Source organism: Billgrantia antri (genome assembly GCF_017868935.1).
Classification (GTDB): domain Bacteria; phylum Pseudomonadota; class Gammaproteobacteria; order Pseudomonadales; family Halomonadaceae; genus Halomonas; species Halomonas antri.
Window position 1 is genome coordinate 3,226,190 of record NZ_CP053383.1, and the last position, 17,321, is coordinate 3,243,510.

The window sequence follows — 17,321 nt, forward strand, 5'->3', positions numbered from 1 at the left end:
TGCTAAGTCAGCGGACCACGGCGGACCAATGCCCAGACGCTCTCGCGAAAGCCGCTGCCCGCTTCCGGCGCTCCGTCCTCGAGGTGGGTGACCTGGAAATTGGGGGTGAACAGCTCGCGAACCTCCTCGGCCGATACATGGTAGGGCGGTCCGGCGGCTTCATCCCCGGACGCCCTTGTCAGCGATACCAGCAGACCGCGGCAACCGGGGAGGATCAACTGGGCAAGATGGAAGGCGTAGCGCTGCCGCGTGGCGGGCGGGAGCGCGATCAACGCCGCCCGATCATAGAAAGCGCCAATTTCCGCCGCCTGGTCGATATGGAAATGGAAGAAATCTCCGCACCATAGCTCCACGCTACCCTGGCGACAGATCGAGAACGGCCCTTGCTGGTAGCGCGAAACGTCACCCGCCCCCTCGGCAACGAACTGTTCGATAGCCTCCTGGGCCAGTTCGATACCCAGCACCGGATGGTCGTGGCGGGCCAGCCAGCGCATGTCGAGGCTCTTCCCGCACAGCGGGACCAGCACCTTGGTGCCGGGGCGTACGCCGAGCAGCGGCCAATGGCGCACCAGAGCCGGGTGAGTCTCGGGGCGATGAAAACCGATACGCCCCTCGCGCCAGCGGTCGAGCCACTCGTGTGCCATGCCACTCCCTCTACTAGAACCAACGATCGCGCTTGCGCCGCTTGCGCGGCAAGTGCGGAACGATCAGGCCCACCAGCAGGCCGGCACCGGCCACGCCACCGCCATACATGAAGTAGCGCATCAAGAGGTCCTCTTCCTGAGTATCCAGGCGCGCCTGCAGTTGGCGGATGGTGCGGCGCGACTGCTCGGCTTCACTGTCGAGCTGATGATTGCGCGCCTCGAGTTCGGCGATGCGCCGCTCACGTGCCTCGAGCGTCTCCGTCATGGCCGAGACTCGTCCCTCCCAGGTCTCGTTGATACCGTCGAGCTCCGCTTCGAGCTGGGCGACCTGCTCCTCCATCTGCGGCAGTCGCTCATGCGAGCTTGGCGTTTCCTGAAGTTCGGCACTGAGCACCCATACCCGTTCGCCCTCAGCGTTCTCGACTCGGCTGTAGTCGCCGCTGGTCTCGAGCAGGGTAACCGGCTCACCAGCCGTCAGGGTCCCGACGATGCGATAGCCGTCGGTCGGCCCGCTGCGCACATAGGTCGTCAGCTCTTCGGAAACCCAGTGGCTGGCGTCCTCTGACTGCTGGGCGTGCAGCGGGGAAGCCATCAGGCCCAGCGCCACACCCGCGAGCAAAAATTCGAATCGATGCTTCATGCCGTTGTCCTGCTCATGTCGTTCAGCGACCTATCCACAGAATCTGTGGATAAGCCCCGGGAAAACCGCTGGAAAGGCAGCCTCATGCCACGCCGGCACGGACCCGGTCCAGGCTGATCGTTTCCTGAACAGCCCGTCGCCGCCTCTTCGGCCGCTCAGGTCTCGCGCCTCGGGGGCGGCATCGGGCCACGCGGAAATTCGGCGATGCGCCCCTCGCTCTTGACCGCTCTTGCCGGCCCCTCGCGTTCCACCTCGTCGATACGTACGATGGCGTTCAACGGCAGATAACTGCGCTTGACACCGTCGAAGGTGTGTCGCAGACGGTCGGCCGAAGGGTCCACAACCAGCTTCGAACCATCCTCGAAGACGAACTCCTCGACCTCGATGAAGCCCCAAAGTTCGCTCTGGTAGATCTCCCTGGCGTAGAGCTCCCAGATTTCGCCCTGCTGGTGGAAAACCACCCGATAGATCGGCTTGGCCGCCATATGGCCGTCTGTCCTCAACGTTGGGTTACGCTTCGAGCCCCCACTACGGGGCCTGCCAAGGCGCAAGCGTACCACAGTCGCACACCGCCGCGGTGGCCCCTCTGGCCCCGGTGGTCGGGCTTACGTATAATGCGGCCACCTTCGAGAACGGCTTGAACGAGCCCATTCCCGCGACACTCCACTCACCGGTGACGCACGCGTCGGATAACCGACCTTCAATTCTTATGGCGAAGAAACTCTTCATCAAGACCCACGGCTGCCAGATGAACGAGTACGACTCCGCCCGCATGGCGGACCTGCTCGGCGAATCGCACCAGCTCGAGTTGACCGACGACGAAGGCGAGGCCGACGTCATCCTGCTAAATACCTGCTCGATTCGCGAAAAGGCCCAGGAGAAGGTATTCCATCAGCTCGGCCGCTGGAAGAAGCTCAAGGACGCCAACCCCGATCTGGTGATCGGAGTCGGCGGCTGCGTAGCCAGTCAGGAAGGCGAGGCGCTGCGCAAGCGGGCGCCCTATGTGGACATGGTGTTCGGCCCCCAGACCCTGCATCGCGTGCCGTCGATGCTCGATGCCCGCCGCCAGAATCAGATCTCGGTGGTCGACGTCACATTCCCCGAGATCGAGAAGTTCGATCACCTGCCCAAGCCGAGCTCCGACGGGGCGACGGCGTTCGTCTCGGTGATGGAAGGCTGCTCCAAGTACTGCACCTTCTGCGTGGTCCCCTACACCCGCGGCGAGGAGGTCTCGCGCCCGTTCGAGGCGGTGATGGACGAAGTGATCCATCTCGCCGACCAGGGGGTGCGCGAGATCAATCTGCTGGGCCAGAACGTCAACGCCTACCGTGGCGAGAACCAGCTCGGCGACGAGATCGACCTGGCCGAACTGATCGCCTGCGTGGCGGCAGTGGATGGCATCGACCGCATTCGCTTCACTACCTCGCATCCAGTGGAGTTTTCCGACAGCCTGATCGACGCCTACGGCGAGATCCCGGAACTGGTCAGCCATCTGCACCTGCCGGTACAGGCCGGCTCCGACCGTATCCTCACCGCCATGAAGCGCGGCCATACCACCGAGGAGTACGTGGCCAAGATGGAGCGGATTCGTGCGCTGCGTCCCGACATCAGCTTCTCTTCCGACTTCATCGTCGGCTTCCCCGGCGAAACCGCGGAGGATTTCGAGGCGACCATGGACCTGATCCATCGCATCGGCTTCGACCACTCCTTCAGCTTCGTCTACTCGGCGCGCCCCGGAACCCCGGCAGCCGCCCTGCCCGACGACACTCCCGAAAGTGTAAAGAAGCAGCGCCTGGCGATCCTACAGGAGCGCATCAACCAGCAGGCGATGCAGATATCGCGGCGCATGGTGGGCACTACCCAGCGCATCCTGGTCAGCGGTTTCTCGCCCAAGGATCCGGGACAGCTGTCGGGACGCACCGAGAACAACCGGGTGGTCAACTTCCGCGCCGCCAACCCTACCGAGTTGATCGGCTACTTCGTCGACGTGACGATCACCGAGGCACTGCCCAATTCTCTACGCGGCGAGCTGGCTTCCCCGGCGCTACACTGACCACAGGAAACCGTTATGGTCGCCCGTAGCATCACGGGCCGATCCTTCGTTTTCCCCAAGGATTGCCCTGCCAAGAGGCGGGGCAGTAAGCTGGTGCCAAACCACGCAACGCAGGAACTTCGCCACCTTGAGTCAACACGCCGCACAGGCCAACCGCATCATCACATTGAGCCTCGAGCCCAATGACCCACAGCGTCTCGCCAACCTCTGCGGTCAGCGGGACGAGCATCTTAAGCTGGTCGAATCACGCCTCGGCGTCACCCTGCGCAACCGCGGCAACGTCTTCCAGCTGGCGGGACCAGGCCACCGGGTCAAGGCCGCCGCCAACGTGCTGGAGCACCTCTATCGCGAAGCTGAGGCCAGCGACCTGTCGCCGGATACCGTGCACCTGTTCCTGCAGGAGTCGGGGCGCGAGGCAGTCGACGACGACGAGGGCCCCAGCGATGATGAGGTACTGCTGCGCACGCCCAAGGTGTTGATCAAACCGCGCGGGCAAAACCAGCAAAATTACGTGGCGAGCATTCGCCAGCACGATATCAACTTCGGTATCGGCCCGGCCGGTACCGGCAAGACCTACCTGGCCGTGGCCGCGGCGGTGGAGGCGCTCAATCAGCAGGAAGTGCGCCGCATCCTGCTGGTGCGACCGGCCGTCGAGGCGGGCGAGAAACTCGGCTTTCTGCCCGGCGACCTGGCGCAGAAGATCGACCCCTACCTGCGCCCGCTCTATGATGCCCTCTACGAGATGCTCGGCTTCGAGCAGGTGGGCAAGCTGATCGAGCGCCAGGTGATCGAGATCGCTCCGCTGGCCTACATGCGCGGCCGCACCCTGAACAACGCCTTCATCATTCTCGACGAGAGCCAGAACACCACCCGTGAGCAGATGAAGATGTTCCTGACCCGCATCGGCTTTGGCTCCACCGCGGTAATCACCGGCGACGTGACCCAGGTAGATCTGCCCCGCGGCCAGAGCTCCGGGCTGATCCAGGTCCTGGAAGTGCTCAAGGGAACCGCCGGTATCGGCGTGACCCACTTCGCCGCCAAGGACGTGGTGCGCCATCCGCTGGTGCAGCGCATCATCGAGGCCTACGAAAGCTTCGAGGCCGAGCAGGAAGTCCAGGAACGCGCCCGCAAGGAAGCACGCGAGCGTGAGCGCGAGGCGCTGCGACAGGAGCGCGAGCGCAACCGGGAAGATGACAGGAAATGACCTCGACACCGGTGGTCGATCTCCAGCTTGCCACCTCCGCCGAGGGGCTGCCGGCACCAGCCGATCTGGAAGCCTGGATCCACGCCGTGCTGGCGCGCTTTCCGCATGAGACGCGCCACGAGGTCACCGTACGCATCGTCGGCATCGAGGAGGGACAGGCGCTGAACCGCGACTATCGCGATCGTGACAAGCCGACCAACGTGCTCTCCTTTCCCTTCGAGAGCCCGCCAGGCATCGTCCTGCCCCTGCTCGGCGACCTGGTGCTGTGTCATCCGGTGGTGGTACGCGAAGCCCACGAGCAAGCCAAGCGTCTTACGGACCACTACGCCCACTTGGTGATACACGGTATGCTGCATCTGCTCGGACACGATCACCTCGAGGAAGACGAGGCGGAGGTGATGGAAGCGCTGGAGCGGGAGGTCCTGGCGGATTTTTCCATCGCCGACCCCTATGCACCGAGCCCGGACGACGAGCAACAACAAGACGACCGCAAGGACGAGAGACACGATCGATGAGTGACGACCGAACGACCGGCCAGGGCGGAAGGTCCTGGCTCGACAAGCTGCTCGGCGCCCTCTCGGGGGATAGTGAAGGCCCCAGCTCGCGCGAAGAGCTGATGGAATTCCTGCGCGAGGCGGCCGCCCGGCTCAAGCTGGACCAGGACGCCATGATGATCATCGAGGGCGCCCTGCAGATCAGCGACCAGCAGGTACGCGAGGTGCTGATCCCACGCTCCCAGGTAGCCGCCATCGCCGTCGACCAGCCGGCCGAGGAATATCTCTCGCTGATTTACGAGACCGGACACTCGCGCTATCCCGTGATCGGTGAGAATCTCGACGAGGTCAAGGGACTACTGCTGGTCAAGGACCTGTTGCAATTGCTCAACCGCCCCGAAGAAGAACGCGAGCGCTTCCGCTTGGAAGACGTGCTGCGCCCTGCCATGTTCGTGCCGGAGTCCAAGCGCCTCAACAGTCTGCTCAAGGAATTCCGTGATACCCACAACCACATGGCGGTGGTGGTCGACGAGTATGGCGGCACCGCCGGGATCGTTACCATCGAGGATATCCTCGAGCAGATCGTCGGCGATATCGAGGACGAGCACGACACCGACGAGGACGACGATATTCGCGACCTGGGTGAAGGCCGCTACGCCATCCGTGCGCTGACCCCCATCGAGGACTTCAACGAACGCTTCGGCACGCGCTTCTCCGACGACGAATTCGATACCGTGGGTGGCCTGGTGATGCAGCGCTTCGGCCACCTCCCCGGCCGTGGCGAACATGCCGAACTGGGCGGCTGGCGCTTTACCGTGCTCAATGCCGATAACCGCCGCATCCGCCTGCTCGAGGCCGTGCTGCAGGACGAGTCGGCTCTGTCCCAGGACTGACCGCGGCCACCTCAGGAAACGACACGCCATGACCTACTCTCGCCTGCCGTCGTCGCTTGGCTATCTGTCAGCGCTCGTTGCCGGGGTGCTCACCACCCTGACCGCTTCGCCCTATGAACTCTGGTGGCTCGGCCCGCTGGCGGCGGGCCTCGTCTACTGGGCGGTCAAACCGCTGCATCCACGCCGCGCGGCGCTGCTGGGCTGGTGCTACGGCGTCGGCCTGTTCGGCTCCGGCGCCTCCTGGGTTTACGTCTCGATCCATGACTACGGCTATACCGGTGTGCCCCTGGCGCTGTTCCTGACCAGCCTGTTCGTTGGCGCCCTGGCGCTGTTCCCTGCCGCGACACTATGGCTTTACCGCCTGCTGTGCGGACCGCGCCTCGCCTTCCTCAGCTTCGCCGGCGCCTGGGTACTGGGCGAGTGGCTGCGCACCTGGCTGTTCACCGGCTTCCCCTGGCTGCTGTTGGGCAGCTCGCACGTCGACTCGCCCTTGGCCCTCTGGGCGCCGGTCGGCGGAGTCTACCTGTTGTCGCTGATCGTCGCGCTGTCCGGCACGCTGGGCGTGGAGTTCCTGCACCGCCGCTGGTGGGCACTCCTACCCATTGCCGCGCTTTGGCTCGTGCCGTTGTCACTGCCCGCACAGTGGACCGAGCCTGCCGGCGAACCACTGCAGGTAGCGCTGCTTCAGGGCAACCTGGATCAACTGATCAAATGGACACCGGAAGGTCAGCGAACCGCTGCCAACACCTATCTGGATATGACCCGTGAGCATGCCGACGAGGCCGATCTCATCATCTGGCCCGAGGCAGCGCTACCGATGTTCGAGGACGAGGCCGAGCCGCTACTGGCTCGCGCCCAGGTCCACCTGGCACCGGACAGCGCCCTGCTAACCGGCATCCTCCAGCGCGAGGGCCGTGGGCTCTACTACAACAGCGTGATCGCCCTGGGTAACGCCGAGGGCGAATACCGCAAGGAGCATCTCGTGCCCTTCGGCGAGTACCTGCCGCTGGAGCGCTGGCTGCGGGGCACCATAGCCTTCTTCGACCTGCCCATGCCGGCCATGACACCCGGGCCAGCGGGCCAGCCGCCGATTCGCGCTGCCGGTACCGTGATCGGCAATGCTATCTGCTACGAGATCATCTACGCCGACCTGGTAGCCGAACGGGCCCGGGATGCCGAGCTGCTTTTGACGGTATCCAACGACACCTGGTTCGGCGCATCGATCGGTCCGCTTCAGCACCTGCAGATGGCCCGCCTGCGCGCGCTGGAAAATGGCCGCTACGTGATCCGCGCCACCAGCAATGGCGTGACGGCCGTGGTCGACCATCACGGCCACACCGTCGCCAGCGCGCCTCAGTTCGAGACCGTGACGCTGCTGGCCGAGGCCGTGCCCATGCAGGGCCTGACGCCCTTCACCCGCACCGGCAGTTGGCCAGTGTGGCTGCTCAGCGCACTGCTGGTACTGCCTGGACTGCAGCTGCCACAGCGTCAGCGACGACACTTCTAGCCCCCGGCCCATGCGACGAGGCCCGCTTGCGCGGGCCTCGTCGTTCCACTGGCATGGATCTGAAAACTCAGTCGGCCTTGGCCGGCACCTCGCCCAGCACCTCGGGAATGGTCATGCGCACGTAGCGCCCCGGCGCCTCCTCCAGCAGCTTGAGTTCGCCCTCGCCGGGCTGGCGTGCCGGCACGCGCTTGTCGGCATCGGCGTAGCCGTTCTCGGTCATCCACTGCTGCCAGTGCGGCCACCACGAGCCTTCGTGGAATTCGGCACCCTCCTTCCAGGCCTCGTGATCGTCCGGCAGCGTGTCGTTGGTCCAGTACCCGTACTTGTTGCGGGCAGGAGGGTTGACGATGCCGGCGATGTGGCCGGAGCCGCCCAGCACGAAGGTCACCGGCCCCTTGGGCAGCAGCGCACCATAGTAGGTGCTGTTCCACTTGGCGATGTGGTCCTCGCTGGTGGAGACGAAATAGCTCGGCGTCGAGATCTTGCGCAGATCGATGCGCACGCCGTCGAGCTCGATCCCACCCGGCTCCACCAGCCGGTTCTCGAGGTACATATGACGCAGGTACCAGCCGTGGGTACCCGCCGGCAGGTTGGTGCCGTCGGTATTCCAGTAGAGTAGGTCGAACGGTGCAGGATTCTCGCCCTTCAGGTAGTTACTGACGTAGAAGGACCAGAACAGGTCATTCTCGCGCAGCAGGTTGAAGGTATAGGCCATGGAGCGGCCATCCAGGTAGCCATCCTCCTCCATGCGCGCCTCGATGCCTTGCAGGATCGGCTCGCTGAGCAGTACGCCGAGTTCGCCGGGATCACGGAAATCCTGCAGCGTGGCCATGTACGTCACCGACTTGACCTTGCGTCCGCGGCGGGTGCTGGTGAGATAGGCCACGGTGGATGCCGCCAGGGTACCGCCGATGCAGTAGCTGAGCAGGTTGACCGACTTCTCGCCGCAGGCCTGCTCGATGGCCCCCATGGCGGCGATGGGCCCCATCTGCATGTAGTCGGCCCAGGTCAGGTCGCGCTGCTCGGGTCCCGGGTTGCGCCAGGAAATCAGGAACACCGTATGCCCCTGATCGACCAGCCACTTGACGAAGGAGTTGTCCTGGCGCAGATCGAGAATGTAGTACTTGTTGATCCACGGCGGCACGACCAGCAGCGGCGTCTTGAACACCGTGTCGGTGGTCGGAGTGTACTGGAGCAACTGGATCAGTTCGTTCTCGTAGACCACATAGCCGGGCGTCACGGCGATGTTGCGTCCGATCTCGAAGGCGCTGCGATCGGTCATGGCCACGTTGAGGCCGTCGGCCGAATTGCCCAGGTCGCGCCGTAGCTGAGCCAGCCCCTCGACGAGGTTCTGGCCTTTCGTTTCGAGGGTCCGGCGCATCACCTCGGGATTGGTGGTGACGAAGTTGGTCGGCGCCATGGCGTTGACCAGTTGACGGGCATAGAACGCCAGGTTGCGCTTCTGCCGCTCGGGCAGGCCGTCGAGCTGCTCGATCAGCTCCTCGACCGCGCCGGAGAACAGCAGGTACTGCTGCATGATGGCACGGTAATAGGGCTCCTGCTGCCAGGCTTCGTCCTTGAAGCGCCGATCCCCCTTGGGCGGATACACCAGCGGCTCGCCCGGCGTGCCGGTCAGAGCCTGCAAGCCCTGCTGCCAGAGCTGGTACTGGTCCTGAATCAGTCGCGCCTGGGTCTGCCACAGCAACTGGGGGTTGCGCATCAGCGACTCGGCGCCGGCCTGGAAGGCTTCGCGCATGTCGGCCTGGATCGAATCGGCGGCCGCATCGGGTGCCATGCGTTCGAGCAGATCCTGCAACAGGCCTTGGTAATGCTGGCCCATCTCCTGTAGCTGTTCCTTCCACTCTTCCAGTTCGACCTGGGAGAAAACCGCATCCCCTGACTGCATCGCCCTCTCCTGTTCTCGGACCCTTGACTTCGTTCACCGCAGACCATCGAGCCATGTGCAAGGCATGCCCCGCTCGACGAAACCAAGCCACCGCCTGACCGGCACCTGCCGGTTCGGCGGTGGCTCTTCATGGCAGCCAAGGCCGCCCGCATCGCGGCGGGCGGCCTTAGGGATCAGCTCTTGCGCGAAGCCTGGCTGCTGGCCTTGGCCGGGGCATCGCTCTTGCTCGTTGCGGCCGGCTTGGCGCTCGCTTCGCTCGGCTGGGTCTGCTTGGCCTGATCGCTCAGCTCCTGGCTGACTTCGCCGAACAGTTGCTCCAGCTCGGTACGGAACTGCTGACTCATCTCGCCGAGGGTCTGCGCATCCTCCATCATCTGGCGCGAGAGTTCGTTCATCATTTCGGCCTGCTGCGCCCCGAAGGCCTGCAGATCCTGAGCGTCACGAATCTCGGAAGCGCTGCGCATGCGCTCGGTACCCATCTGGCTGTAGCGTTTCATCGCCTCGAGCTGGTACTCGGTCATTTTCTCCATGTTACCGAGCATCAGCGAGTTCAGCTTGCGCATGGGTTCGAAGAAACGCCGCGTCTGCTGGTTGAATTCATCGAGCATCTTGTCCTGCATGGGGTAGACCTCCTGTGGACCGGAAACATGCGGGGCGGCGCCAGCGCCACTATGTCGACTTGTCTGGCAACTTCCCTGCGCCTTGCGATGCAGGCCGACGCCATGGCGCGGCCCGGCGGCATTCATGCTGCACCGCACAAAGCGTAGCTTGACAGGGCCTTCGCTGCAATACCCTTCCACTTCCACAGGGCGATGCCCCGGCAACCGTCACTCCGAGCGCCGTGAACGAGAGCGCGCACTGGCCGAGCCAGCCTTGCCCGAGCCCTTCGGTGCAGCCTCGGCCTCGCCCGCCTCGGCGGGCTCCCGTGACTTGCCCATCGAACTCCCTGCCTGGCGCAGCATGTCGAGCATCATCTGCTGATAGGTACCGAAACTGGCCAATCCCTGAGAGAGCCCCTGACTCATGTCCTGGGGGAAGCCCTGCTGCAGGAAGGGCTTCATCAGGCTCATGGGGTCGTAGCCCTCGACCCCGGATTCCATTTGCTTCTGAATCCGGCCCAGCAGCTCCTGCTGGAAGGCTTCGACATCGGGCAGGCCCAGGGCCCGGCGGAACTCCTCGGGAGTCAGATCGAACTCGACGTTTATCTTCATGGCGTTTCCCTGCTTCAGTGTGTCTTCAGTGTAGCAACTCGGCGCCAGACTCAACGCCTCGGGCCAGGCTCAGCGCAGCACCGGTGTCGCCACCCTGACGGCGGCATTCTGCGCACGATGACGCAACAGGTGGTCCATCAGCGTGAGCGCCATCATCGCCTCGGCGATCGGCGTGGCACGAATGCCCACGCAAGGATCGTGGCGACCCTTGGTCACCACTTCGACCGGGTTGCCGTCAACGTCGATGCTACGTCCCGGAATGGTGATGCTGGAGGTGGGCTTGAGCGCCAGATGGGCGATCAACGGCTGGCCCGAGGAAATGCCGCCGAGTACGCCGCCGGCATGGTTGGAGAGAAACCCGTCGGGGGTCATCTCGTCGCGGTGTTCGCTGCCGCGGCTCGCCACGGCGGCGAAGCCGTCGCCGATCTCCACGCCCTTCACCGCGTTGATACTCATCAGGCCATGGGCCAGCTCGGCATCCAGCCGATCGAAGACCGGCTCGCCCAAGCCCGGGGGCAGCCCTTCGGCTACCACGGTGATCCTGGCACCCACCGAATCCTGATCTCGGCGCAGCTGGTCCATGAACGCCTCGAGTTCGGGCACGCGCTCGGGATCGGGGCAGAAGAAGGGGTTATCGTCCACGGCCTCCCACTGCTTGAAGACGATCTCGAGCGGGCCGAGCTGGCTCATGTAGCCGCGCACGGTGATGCCCTGGGACGCCAGGAACTTCTTGGCGATGGCGCCGGCGGCCACCCGCATGGCGGTTTCACGGGCGCTGGAGCGACCGCCGCCACGGTAGTCGCGGATGCCGTACTTGTGATGGTAGGTGTAGTCGGCATGAGCGGGGCGGAACTGATCCTTGATATTGCCGTAGTCCTTGGAGCGCTGGTCGGTGTTCTCGATCAGCAGGCCGATGGCGGTGCCGGTTGTCACGCCTTCGAACACGCCGGACAGGATGCGTACCCGATCGGGCTCGCGGCGCTGGGTGGTATGTCGCGAGGTACCGGGGCGGCGACGATCGAGGTCCCGCTGCAGGTCTTCCTCGCTGAGCGCCAGCCCCGGCGGGCAGCCGTCGACGATGGCGCCCAGTGCCGGGCCGTGGCTTTCGCCGAATGTGGTGACGGTAAACAACTTGCCGAAGGTGTTGCCGGACATGAGCGTGCCTCCCGATATCTAGAGGAATGGATCAGGCGAAGGACGCCGCATGGGCGTCGAGTTCCGCGGCGGTGAGGGCGAAAACGCCCTGGCCGCCGCGCTCGAAGTCGAGCCACAGGAAAGGGAGCTCGGGGAAGGCGGCCTCCAAATGGCGGTCGGAGTTGCCGACCTCGACGATCAGCACGCCGTCGTCGTTGAGATGGTCGCGCGCCTCGCGCAGGATGCGCCGCACGATGTCGAGCCCATCGGTACCGGCGCCCAGCGCCAGCTCCGGCTCGTGGCGATACTCGGCGGGCATGGTGGCAAGATCCCGGGCATCGACATAGGGCGGGTTGGAGACGATCAGGTCGTAGCGCTGCCCGGCCAGACCTTCGAACAGATCCGAGAGCACTGCCCGCACCCGCACGCCAACGTCGTGACGCTGGATATTCTGCTTGGCGACGGCCAGGGCATCGGCGCTGACGTCGGAGAGGTCGACCTCGCAGGTCGGCAGATAGAGCGCCGTGGCGATACCGATGCAGCCCGAACCGGTGCACAGGTCGAGCACCCTGGCGGGCGGCTCTTCGGGAAACCAGGCGGCAAAGCCGGTCTCGATCAGCTCGGCAATGGGCGAGCGCGGAATCAGCACACGTTCGTCGACGTCGAAGGCAAAGCCGGCGAAGAACGCCTCGCCGAGCAGGTAGGGCAGCGGCCGACGCGAGGCGATGCGTTCGCGCACCAGGCCGACGATGCGCGCGCGCTCCATCGGCAACAGTCTGGCTTCGAGCACCGCCGGGTCGACGTTCCAGGGCAGATGCAGCGCACCCAGCGTCAGGGCGACGGCTTCGTCCCAGGGCGAGTCGGTACCATGGCCATGACACAGCCCGGCCAGGTGGAATTCGCTGGCGGCCCAGCGCAGGTAGTCGCGCAGGGTAACGAGGTCGCGACACAGCGCCTCGTCATCCAGGGTAAGGGTCGAACGGGAAGCGGTGGAGTTAGCCACGTCAGGTCCTGCGGGTCGATGATGAGCGATGTGCCGATTGTACCCGTGGCGGCAGGCGGTTCACAGCCACGCCAAGGCCGCTATACTGGCCGCTCGACGACACCACGCGAGACCTCATGAGCCAACGCCACCCACCCGATGACGACGATGATGACACCAACGCCTTTCGCCAGGCGCTGCGCGAGGCCGGCGTGCGTCGCCTTGCCGTCAACCGCGCCGACCCGGGACGCCCCAGGCGGCGGGACCCCGCGACGGCCGAACGGCGCGCCGCCGCAGTGGCGGCGGAGACTTCGGACGGCACCAGCCGCACCAGCGACGGTCGCGTGGCGCCTGTCAGGCCGTCGGAATTTCTCGACTTCGCCCTCCCCGATCTGCCCTACCGGACCCGCAGCCAGCTCAAGCGCGGCCAGATCGAGTGGGAGGCGGGATTGGACCTGCACGGCTACAGCCTCGACGAGGCGCGCCTGGAATTCGAGAGCTTCCTGAAGGAGGCCGTCGGCAGCCGCATGCGCTGCGTGCTGGTGGTTCACGGCAAGGCCTGGGGCAGTACGGCGGACTATCCGGTGCTCAAGAGCCACGTCAATGCCTGGCTACGCGAGTGGCCGACGGTGCTGGCCTTCTGCTCGGCTCGGGAGATCGACGGCGGCACCGGCGCCGTCTATGTCCTGCTTCGACGTCGCGGCCAGCCCCTCTAGCCCTTCCCCGTCTCGCTGTCGGCCGGCATTTGTGGTGGCTCGACGATAGTGCCGGCGCTGCCACCATCGCCGCTGTGACTGCGCCCCTCATAGCGATCCAGCGCCTCCATCGCCAGATGACGCCCCAGGCGGACCAGTGCTTGGGCACGATGAAACTCGAAGGCACCGCACACCGTCTTGGGCACTTCGATCAGTACATCTGGGGGATAGCCGGCGATCTTGTACTTGGCCAGGGAGGCCTGGGTGATGTCAAAGGAGGCCAGGATCATGTCCATCCGCCCCCAAGCGCGTCTTCCACCCGGCGCCGGCACCGCCTTGGCATCCTCCTCGGCGGCGTCGGTCTCGGGACCGCCGAGGCCTTCGAACAGCCAGCGCGTTGCCCCGCGCACGTCCATCCACTTGCGCGCCACGGCTTCCGCTTCAAAGTCGGCTTCCTCATGAGCCTCGGCCGGCAGCAGGTCGTCGAGTGACACCGGCCGGGCGCTGTGGGCGGTCACGTTGACGGCCAGCATCATATCAGCGTGGGCCGAAACGGTAGGAGTGATCGGCAGCGGGTTGAGCAGCCCCCCGTCGACCAGGGTATTTTCGCCGATGTGAACCGGCGTGATGACGCCCGGAATGGCGATGGAAGCCCGAATCGCGCGTAGCAGCGGCCCCGACTGGAACCATACCTCGCGCTGGCGTATCAGATCGGTGGCCACCGTGGTCAGCGGAATCGGCAGATCCTCGATCAGAATGTCACCGACCAGTTCCTCGAGCTTGCTCATCACCTTGCTGGCACGCATCGCTCCCATCGGACTCCAGGTGACGTCAACCAGCTTGAGCACGTCGAAGTAGTCCAACTGGCAGACCCAGTCGCGGTAGGCCTCGAGCTGCCCCGCGGCGTATACCCCACCGATGACCGAGCCCATCGAGCAGCCCGAGAGTGCAACGATCTCGTAGCCTCTCGCCTCCAGCACTTCGATCACGCCGATATGGGCGTAACCGCGTGCGCCACCGCTACCCAGGGTCAGCGCCACCCGCTTGCCCGTTTTCGCCGTCTTCCTGCTGCTCATCACGCCTCCCCGGAAGGTCGTTTTCCGCTACGGTGCCACTTGCCAGTTCGCGATGGCCTCTGCCACGGCGTCCACACTCTCGGGTTCCAGATGCAGATGGTGCCCTCCCGGCAGTACTTCGCGCCTCAGCTGCGGCACGGCCGCCCGGGCCGCCCGGGCCATGTCGCGCTCGCCGAGGATCCCACGCTCGCCCTCGATCAGCAGGACCGGCGCCTTGATCGCGCCCAGCAGCGCCAGCGCCTGCTCGGGGCTCAGCCGTACCGGCGAGGGCCACAGCAGCCGGCCGTCGGTGCGCAGGCGTACATGGCCATCGGCCTCTCGTATTAGGTTACGCTCGACCAGAGGCGTCGCCGTACCGGCGTCGATCGGCGTCACGCCCCCCGCGACGCGAGCCGCCACTGCGGTCTTGCTATCAGGATAGCGCGGCGTCACCGAACGCGTGCGCCGGGCCGCTAGCAGGCCCTTGCGCAGCTGGACGGCGCTCTCCGCCGCCGGGGTGGTCACGGCGCCCAGGCCATCGATCAACACCAGCTGCTCGATACGCTCCGGGAGCGCCGCTGCAGTGAGGCAGGCCACCCCCGCGCCCATGGAGTGGGCCAACAGCGAAACACGCCCCAGGCCCAGCTCGTCGGCGGCGTCGAGCAGGTCGTGGCAGTAGTCCCACAGCGCGTAATCACCCTCGCAATGTTCCGAGTGGCCGTGCCCGACGAAATCCAGCGCCACGAGGCGAATGCCGAGGCGCTCGACCAGCAGGGGCGCCAGCCGGCTGAAGCTGGCCGCGTTATCCAGCCAGCCGTGCAGCGCCAGCCAGGTGGGCGCATCCTCGCGCCCCCAGGCGAGTGCGGCCAGTCGCCCCTCGGCCAGGCTCAACGAGTGTGCTGGGTTCATGCCTCACCTCCCAGCAGGTCGTCGAGCATGGCCAGCAGGGCCTGGCGGGTCTCTTCGGGATGCTCCATGGGAAACATGTGGGTGCCCGGCACCAGGGCCAGGGGAATGCCATGGCCGGCCAGGCGTCGTCGGCGCCTGGGCGTGATCAGGTCGGAGTCGCCGCCCACCAGGACACCGAAGGGAATGTGCAGCCGGCGCGGCAAGCGGGCCAGATGATCGGGCAGGTTGCGAAAGATCTCGGTCTCGATGGCCGGGTCGTAGATCAGCTCGGCGCTGCCATCATCGCGCAGCCGGGTACCGCCCTCGACGTAGTCGTGCAGGGCATCGGGCGTAAAGCGACGGAACAGCCCCCGGCGGCGCAGGTGGTTGGCCATGGCCTCACGGTCTGGCCAGCTGGCACGGCGCGCCCTGCTCTTGCCCGCGGGCGTCACCCGATCGACGAAGCCGAAACGCTTGGCGACCTTCATGCTCCAGGCGTCGAGGCCCAGCATCAGCGGAGGATCGAGCATCACCACGCAGCGAAAGCGCTGCGGTGCATGCTCTGCGGCCATGGCCATCAGCACCCCGCCCATGGAGTGTCCGACGCCGATGACGGGACCGTCGGCCTCCGGCACATGCTCGAGAAGTTCATCGCGCAGCGCCAGCCAGTTGGCCCCCACGGGATAGGCGGGATGGTGACCGAGACGATCGACGGGGTGAATGTCGAAACGTTCGTGCAGTGGCGCCAGCAGGCTGCGATAGCTCATGCCCGGAAAGCCGTTGGCGTGGGCGAAGACCAGCCGCGGCCGCATGGAGGGGTGACGTTCGTTCATGGCGGGGTCCCATATCAGTCTGGCAAGCCGCTAGTGGCGATAGCAGGCTAACGGGTTTACTCTATCTCGCCAAGTCGACCTCCGGCCCATGCCGTCCGCTTCTCTGGAGTCCATCATGCCTCGCCCCACCCGGCCCCGGCGCGACACTCGCTTACGCAACCGCCTATTCTGGATCACCGTAACCGCCGCCATCGTGATCGGCCTGTGGCTGGTGCGTGGATGAGCCTGCTCGACCTCTTCTTCGCCACCCTCGAGATCACCCTGCCGGTTTTCGCCATGGTCTTTCTCGGCCTGGGCCTCAAGCGTCTGGGCTGGATCGATCATGCCTTCGTAACGACCGCCTCGCAGTTGGTTTTCCGCGCCACCATGCCGACGCTGATCTTCCTCAGCATCATCAAGGCCGACCTGGACGCCACGCTGAATCCCGGCATGCTGGGATACTTCGCCCTGGCCACTCTGGCCAGCTTCCTGCTCAGTTGGGGCTGGGCCATCCTGCGCGTGCCCCATGCCGAGCGGGGCGTCTACGTGCAGGGCGCCTTTCGCGGCAACTGCGGCATCGTCGGCCTGGCGCTGGCCGCCGGCATGTACGGCGACTACGGGCTCTCTGCCGGCGGGCTGCTGCTCGGCGTGGTGATCCTCACCTACAATGCCTTCTCGGTTGTCGTGCTCGCCACCTACCAGAAGGGCAAGCGCACCAACTGGCGCAGCATCGCCGGCCACATTCTGCGCAACCCGCTGATCCTGGCCGTGGTGGTCGCCGTGCCGGTGGCCGCCCTGGAACTTCGCCTTCCCGGCTGGCTGATGACCTCGGGGCAATACTTCGCCTCGCTGACCCTGCCGCTGGCATTGATCTGCATCGGCGCCACCCTGTCGCTGGGCTCGATCCGGGCCTCGGGCCGGTTGGCAACCGGCGCCAGCCTGATCAAGATGGTCAGCCTGCCGCTGGGCGCCACCCTGGGCGCCTGGCTGTTCGGCTTCGAGGGGCGCGAGCTGGGGGTGCTGTTCCTGTTCTTCGCCAGTCCCACCGCCGCGGCCAGCTTCGTGATGGTCAAGGCCATGGGCGGCAACGCCGCGCTGGCGGCCAACATCATCGCGTTGACCACGCTGCTGGCCAGCCTGACCGTCACCGGTGGTGTGTTCGCGCTGAAGGTGATCGGCTGGATTTGAGGCTCAGCCGGGCTT

General features: G+C 65.5%; 18 protein-coding genes. 7 read left to right on the forward strand and 11 right to left on the reverse strand.

From position 1 onward, the window contains the following. Nucleotides 1-2: 2 nt before the first annotated feature. From HNO53_RS14990 to HNO53_RS15000, 3 genes are all read right to left on the reverse strand, one after another. On the reverse strand, nt 3-644 hold the full coding sequence (locus tag HNO53_RS14990; protein ID WP_209473412.1) for a class I SAM-dependent methyltransferase: 642 nt from the start codon (nt 642-644) through the stop codon (nt 3-5). A 13-nt stretch (nt 645-657) separates the two neighbouring features. Further along, on the reverse strand, nt 658-1,284 hold the full coding sequence (locus HNO53_RS14995) for a TIGR04211 family SH3 domain-containing protein (RefSeq protein WP_209473413.1): 627 nt from the start codon (nt 1,282-1,284) through the stop codon (nt 658-660). 155 nt (nt 1,285-1,439) lie between these two features. Then, nucleotides 1,440-1,769 carry a DUF1820 family protein gene (locus HNO53_RS15000; protein ID WP_209473414.1) on the reverse strand — a complete coding sequence of 110 codons (330 nt, stop codon included), beginning with the start codon at nt 1,767-1,769 and terminating at the stop codon, nt 1,440-1,442. 224 nt (nt 1,770-1,993) lie between these two features. On the opposite strand from HNO53_RS15000, the gene miaB reads away from it, so the two are divergent. The 5 genes from miaB to lnt all read left to right on the forward strand — a co-directional run bounded on the left by miaB (nt 1,994) and on the right by lnt (nt 7,435). Beyond that, nucleotides 1,994-3,337 carry a tRNA (N6-isopentenyl adenosine(37)-C2)-methylthiotransferase MiaB gene (gene miaB, locus HNO53_RS15005; RefSeq protein ID WP_209473415.1) on the forward strand — a complete coding sequence of 448 codons (1,344 nt, stop codon included), beginning with the start codon at nt 1,994-1,996 and terminating at the stop codon, nt 3,335-3,337. 127 nt (nt 3,338-3,464) lie between these two features. Then, nucleotides 3,465-4,541, forward strand: a complete 1,077-nt coding sequence (locus HNO53_RS15010) for a PhoH family protein (protein ID WP_209473416.1) — start codon at nt 3,465-3,467, stop codon at nt 4,539-4,541. Then, entirely contained in the window at nt 4,538-5,056 is a 519-nt protein-coding gene (gene ybeY, locus HNO53_RS15015; protein ID WP_209473417.1) for an rRNA maturation RNase YbeY, read from the forward strand. Before HNO53_RS15010 ends, ybeY begins: the two co-directional genes overlap by 4 nt. Continuing rightward, nucleotides 5,053-5,928 carry an HlyC/CorC family transporter gene (locus HNO53_RS15020; RefSeq protein ID WP_209473418.1) on the forward strand — a complete coding sequence of 292 codons (876 nt, stop codon included), beginning with the start codon at nt 5,053-5,055 and terminating at the stop codon, nt 5,926-5,928. Before ybeY ends, HNO53_RS15020 begins: the two co-directional genes overlap by 4 nt. A gap of 28 nt (nt 5,929-5,956) precedes the next feature. Further along, complete coding sequence (lnt, locus tag HNO53_RS15025; protein ID WP_209473419.1) at nt 5,957-7,435, forward strand: apolipoprotein N-acyltransferase; 1,479 nt, start codon at nt 5,957-5,959, stop codon at nt 7,433-7,435. A gap of 67 nt (nt 7,436-7,502) precedes the next feature. On the opposite strand, the gene phaC is transcribed toward lnt, so the two are convergent. The 5 genes from phaC to prmB all read right to left on the reverse strand — a co-directional run bounded on the left by phaC (nt 7,503) and on the right by prmB (nt 12,689). Next, a complete protein-coding gene (phaC, locus tag HNO53_RS15030) occupies nt 7,503-9,341 on the reverse strand; it encodes a class I poly(R)-hydroxyalkanoic acid synthase (RefSeq protein ID WP_209473420.1) in 1,839 nt (612 codons plus the stop codon). Nucleotides 9,342-9,514: 173 nt separating this feature from the next. Beyond that, nucleotides 9,515-9,961 carry a phasin family protein gene (locus HNO53_RS15035; protein WP_209473421.1) on the reverse strand — a complete coding sequence of 149 codons (447 nt, stop codon included), beginning with the start codon at nt 9,959-9,961 and terminating at the stop codon, nt 9,515-9,517. Between the two features lie 207 nt (nt 9,962-10,168). Further along, nucleotides 10,169-10,552 (reverse strand): DUF6489 family protein, encoded by a 384-nt coding sequence (locus tag HNO53_RS15040; protein ID WP_209473422.1) that lies wholly within the window; start codon nt 10,550-10,552, stop codon nt 10,169-10,171. 69 nt (nt 10,553-10,621) lie between these two features. After that, complete coding sequence (gene aroC / locus HNO53_RS15045; protein ID WP_209473423.1) at nt 10,622-11,707, reverse strand: chorismate synthase; 1,086 nt, start codon at nt 11,705-11,707, stop codon at nt 10,622-10,624. A 31-nt stretch (nt 11,708-11,738) separates the two neighbouring features. Next, a complete protein-coding gene (gene prmB, locus HNO53_RS15050) occupies nt 11,739-12,689 on the reverse strand; it encodes a 50S ribosomal protein L3 N(5)-glutamine methyltransferase (protein WP_209473424.1) in 951 nt (316 codons plus the stop codon). Nucleotides 12,690-12,805: 116 nt separating this feature from the next. On the opposite strand from prmB, the gene HNO53_RS15055 reads away from it, so the two are divergent. After that, nucleotides 12,806-13,384: a Smr/MutS family protein gene (locus HNO53_RS15055; RefSeq protein WP_209473425.1), complete on the forward strand. Its 579-nt coding sequence runs from the start codon at nt 12,806-12,808 to the stop codon at nt 13,382-13,384. Here HNO53_RS15055 and HNO53_RS15060 read toward each other — a convergent pair. From HNO53_RS15060 to HNO53_RS15070, 3 genes are read right to left on the reverse strand one after another with little or no spacing between them, the layout of a single operon-like run. Further along, nucleotides 13,381-14,439: a patatin-like phospholipase family protein gene (locus tag HNO53_RS15060; RefSeq protein WP_209473426.1), complete on the reverse strand. Its 1,059-nt coding sequence runs from the start codon at nt 14,437-14,439 to the stop codon at nt 13,381-13,383. The genes HNO53_RS15055 and HNO53_RS15060 overlap by 4 nt on opposite strands. A gap of 27 nt (nt 14,440-14,466) precedes the next feature. Continuing rightward, on the reverse strand, nt 14,467-15,327 hold the full coding sequence (locus HNO53_RS15065; RefSeq protein ID WP_209473427.1) for an alpha/beta fold hydrolase: 861 nt from the start codon (nt 15,325-15,327) through the stop codon (nt 14,467-14,469). Further along, on the reverse strand, nt 15,324-16,139 hold the full coding sequence (locus HNO53_RS15070) for an alpha/beta fold hydrolase (protein ID WP_209473428.1): 816 nt from the start codon (nt 16,137-16,139) through the stop codon (nt 15,324-15,326). Before HNO53_RS15070 ends, HNO53_RS15065 begins: the two co-directional genes overlap by 4 nt. A 219-nt stretch (nt 16,140-16,358) precedes the next feature. On the opposite strand from HNO53_RS15070, the gene HNO53_RS15075 reads away from it, so the two are divergent. Next, nucleotides 16,359-17,306, forward strand: coding sequence for an AEC family transporter (locus HNO53_RS15075; protein ID WP_209473429.1), 948 nt, complete (start codon nt 16,359-16,361; stop codon nt 17,304-17,306). Nucleotides 17,307-17,321 lie beyond the last annotated feature (15 nt).

Excerpts from the sequence above, each read along its gene's own strand:
- HNO53_RS15055 (WP_209473425.1), top strand. The coding sequence starts at position 12,806 with ATGAGCCAACGCCACCCACCCGATGACGACGATGATGACACCAACGCC.
- lnt (WP_209473419.1), top strand. The coding sequence starts at position 5,957 with ATGACCTACTCTCGCCTGCCGTCGTCGCTTGGCTATCTGTCAGCGCTC.
- ybeY (WP_209473417.1), top strand. The coding sequence starts at position 4,538 with ATGACCTCGACACCGGTGGTCGATCTCCAGCTTGCCACCTCCGCCGAG.
- aroC (WP_209473423.1), bottom strand. The coding sequence starts at position 11,707 with ATGTCCGGCAACACCTTCGGCAAGTTGTTTACCGTCACCACATTCGGC.
- HNO53_RS15000 (WP_209473414.1), bottom strand. The coding sequence starts at position 1,769 with ATGGCGGCCAAGCCGATCTATCGGGTGGTTTTCCACCAGCAGGGCGAA.
- HNO53_RS14990 (WP_209473412.1), bottom strand. The coding sequence starts at position 644 with ATGGCACACGAGTGGCTCGACCGCTGGCGCGAGGGGCGTATCGGTTTT.
- HNO53_RS15040 (WP_209473422.1), bottom strand. The coding sequence starts at position 10,552 with ATGAAGATAAACGTCGAGTTCGATCTGACTCCCGAGGAGTTCCGCCGG.
- miaB (WP_209473415.1), top strand. The coding sequence starts at position 1,994 with ATGGCGAAGAAACTCTTCATCAAGACCCACGGCTGCCAGATGAACGAG.
- phaC (WP_209473420.1), bottom strand. The coding sequence starts at position 9,341 with ATGCAGTCAGGGGATGCGGTTTTCTCCCAGGTCGAACTGGAAGAGTGG.
- HNO53_RS15035 (WP_209473421.1), bottom strand. The coding sequence starts at position 9,961 with ATGCAGGACAAGATGCTCGATGAATTCAACCAGCAGACGCGGCGTTTC.
- HNO53_RS15060 (WP_209473426.1), bottom strand. The coding sequence starts at position 14,439 with ATGAGCAGCAGGAAGACGGCGAAAACGGGCAAGCGGGTGGCGCTGACC.
- HNO53_RS15065 (WP_209473427.1), bottom strand. The coding sequence starts at position 15,327 with ATGAACCCAGCACACTCGTTGAGCCTGGCCGAGGGGCGACTGGCCGCA.
- HNO53_RS14995 (WP_209473413.1), bottom strand. The coding sequence starts at position 1,284 with ATGAAGCATCGATTCGAATTTTTGCTCGCGGGTGTGGCGCTGGGCCTG.
- HNO53_RS15020 (WP_209473418.1), top strand. The coding sequence starts at position 5,053 with ATGAGTGACGACCGAACGACCGGCCAGGGCGGAAGGTCCTGGCTCGAC.
- HNO53_RS15070 (WP_209473428.1), bottom strand. The coding sequence starts at position 16,139 with ATGAACGAACGTCACCCCTCCATGCGGCCGCGGCTGGTCTTCGCCCAC.
- HNO53_RS15075 (WP_209473429.1), top strand. The coding sequence starts at position 16,359 with ATGAGCCTGCTCGACCTCTTCTTCGCCACCCTCGAGATCACCCTGCCG.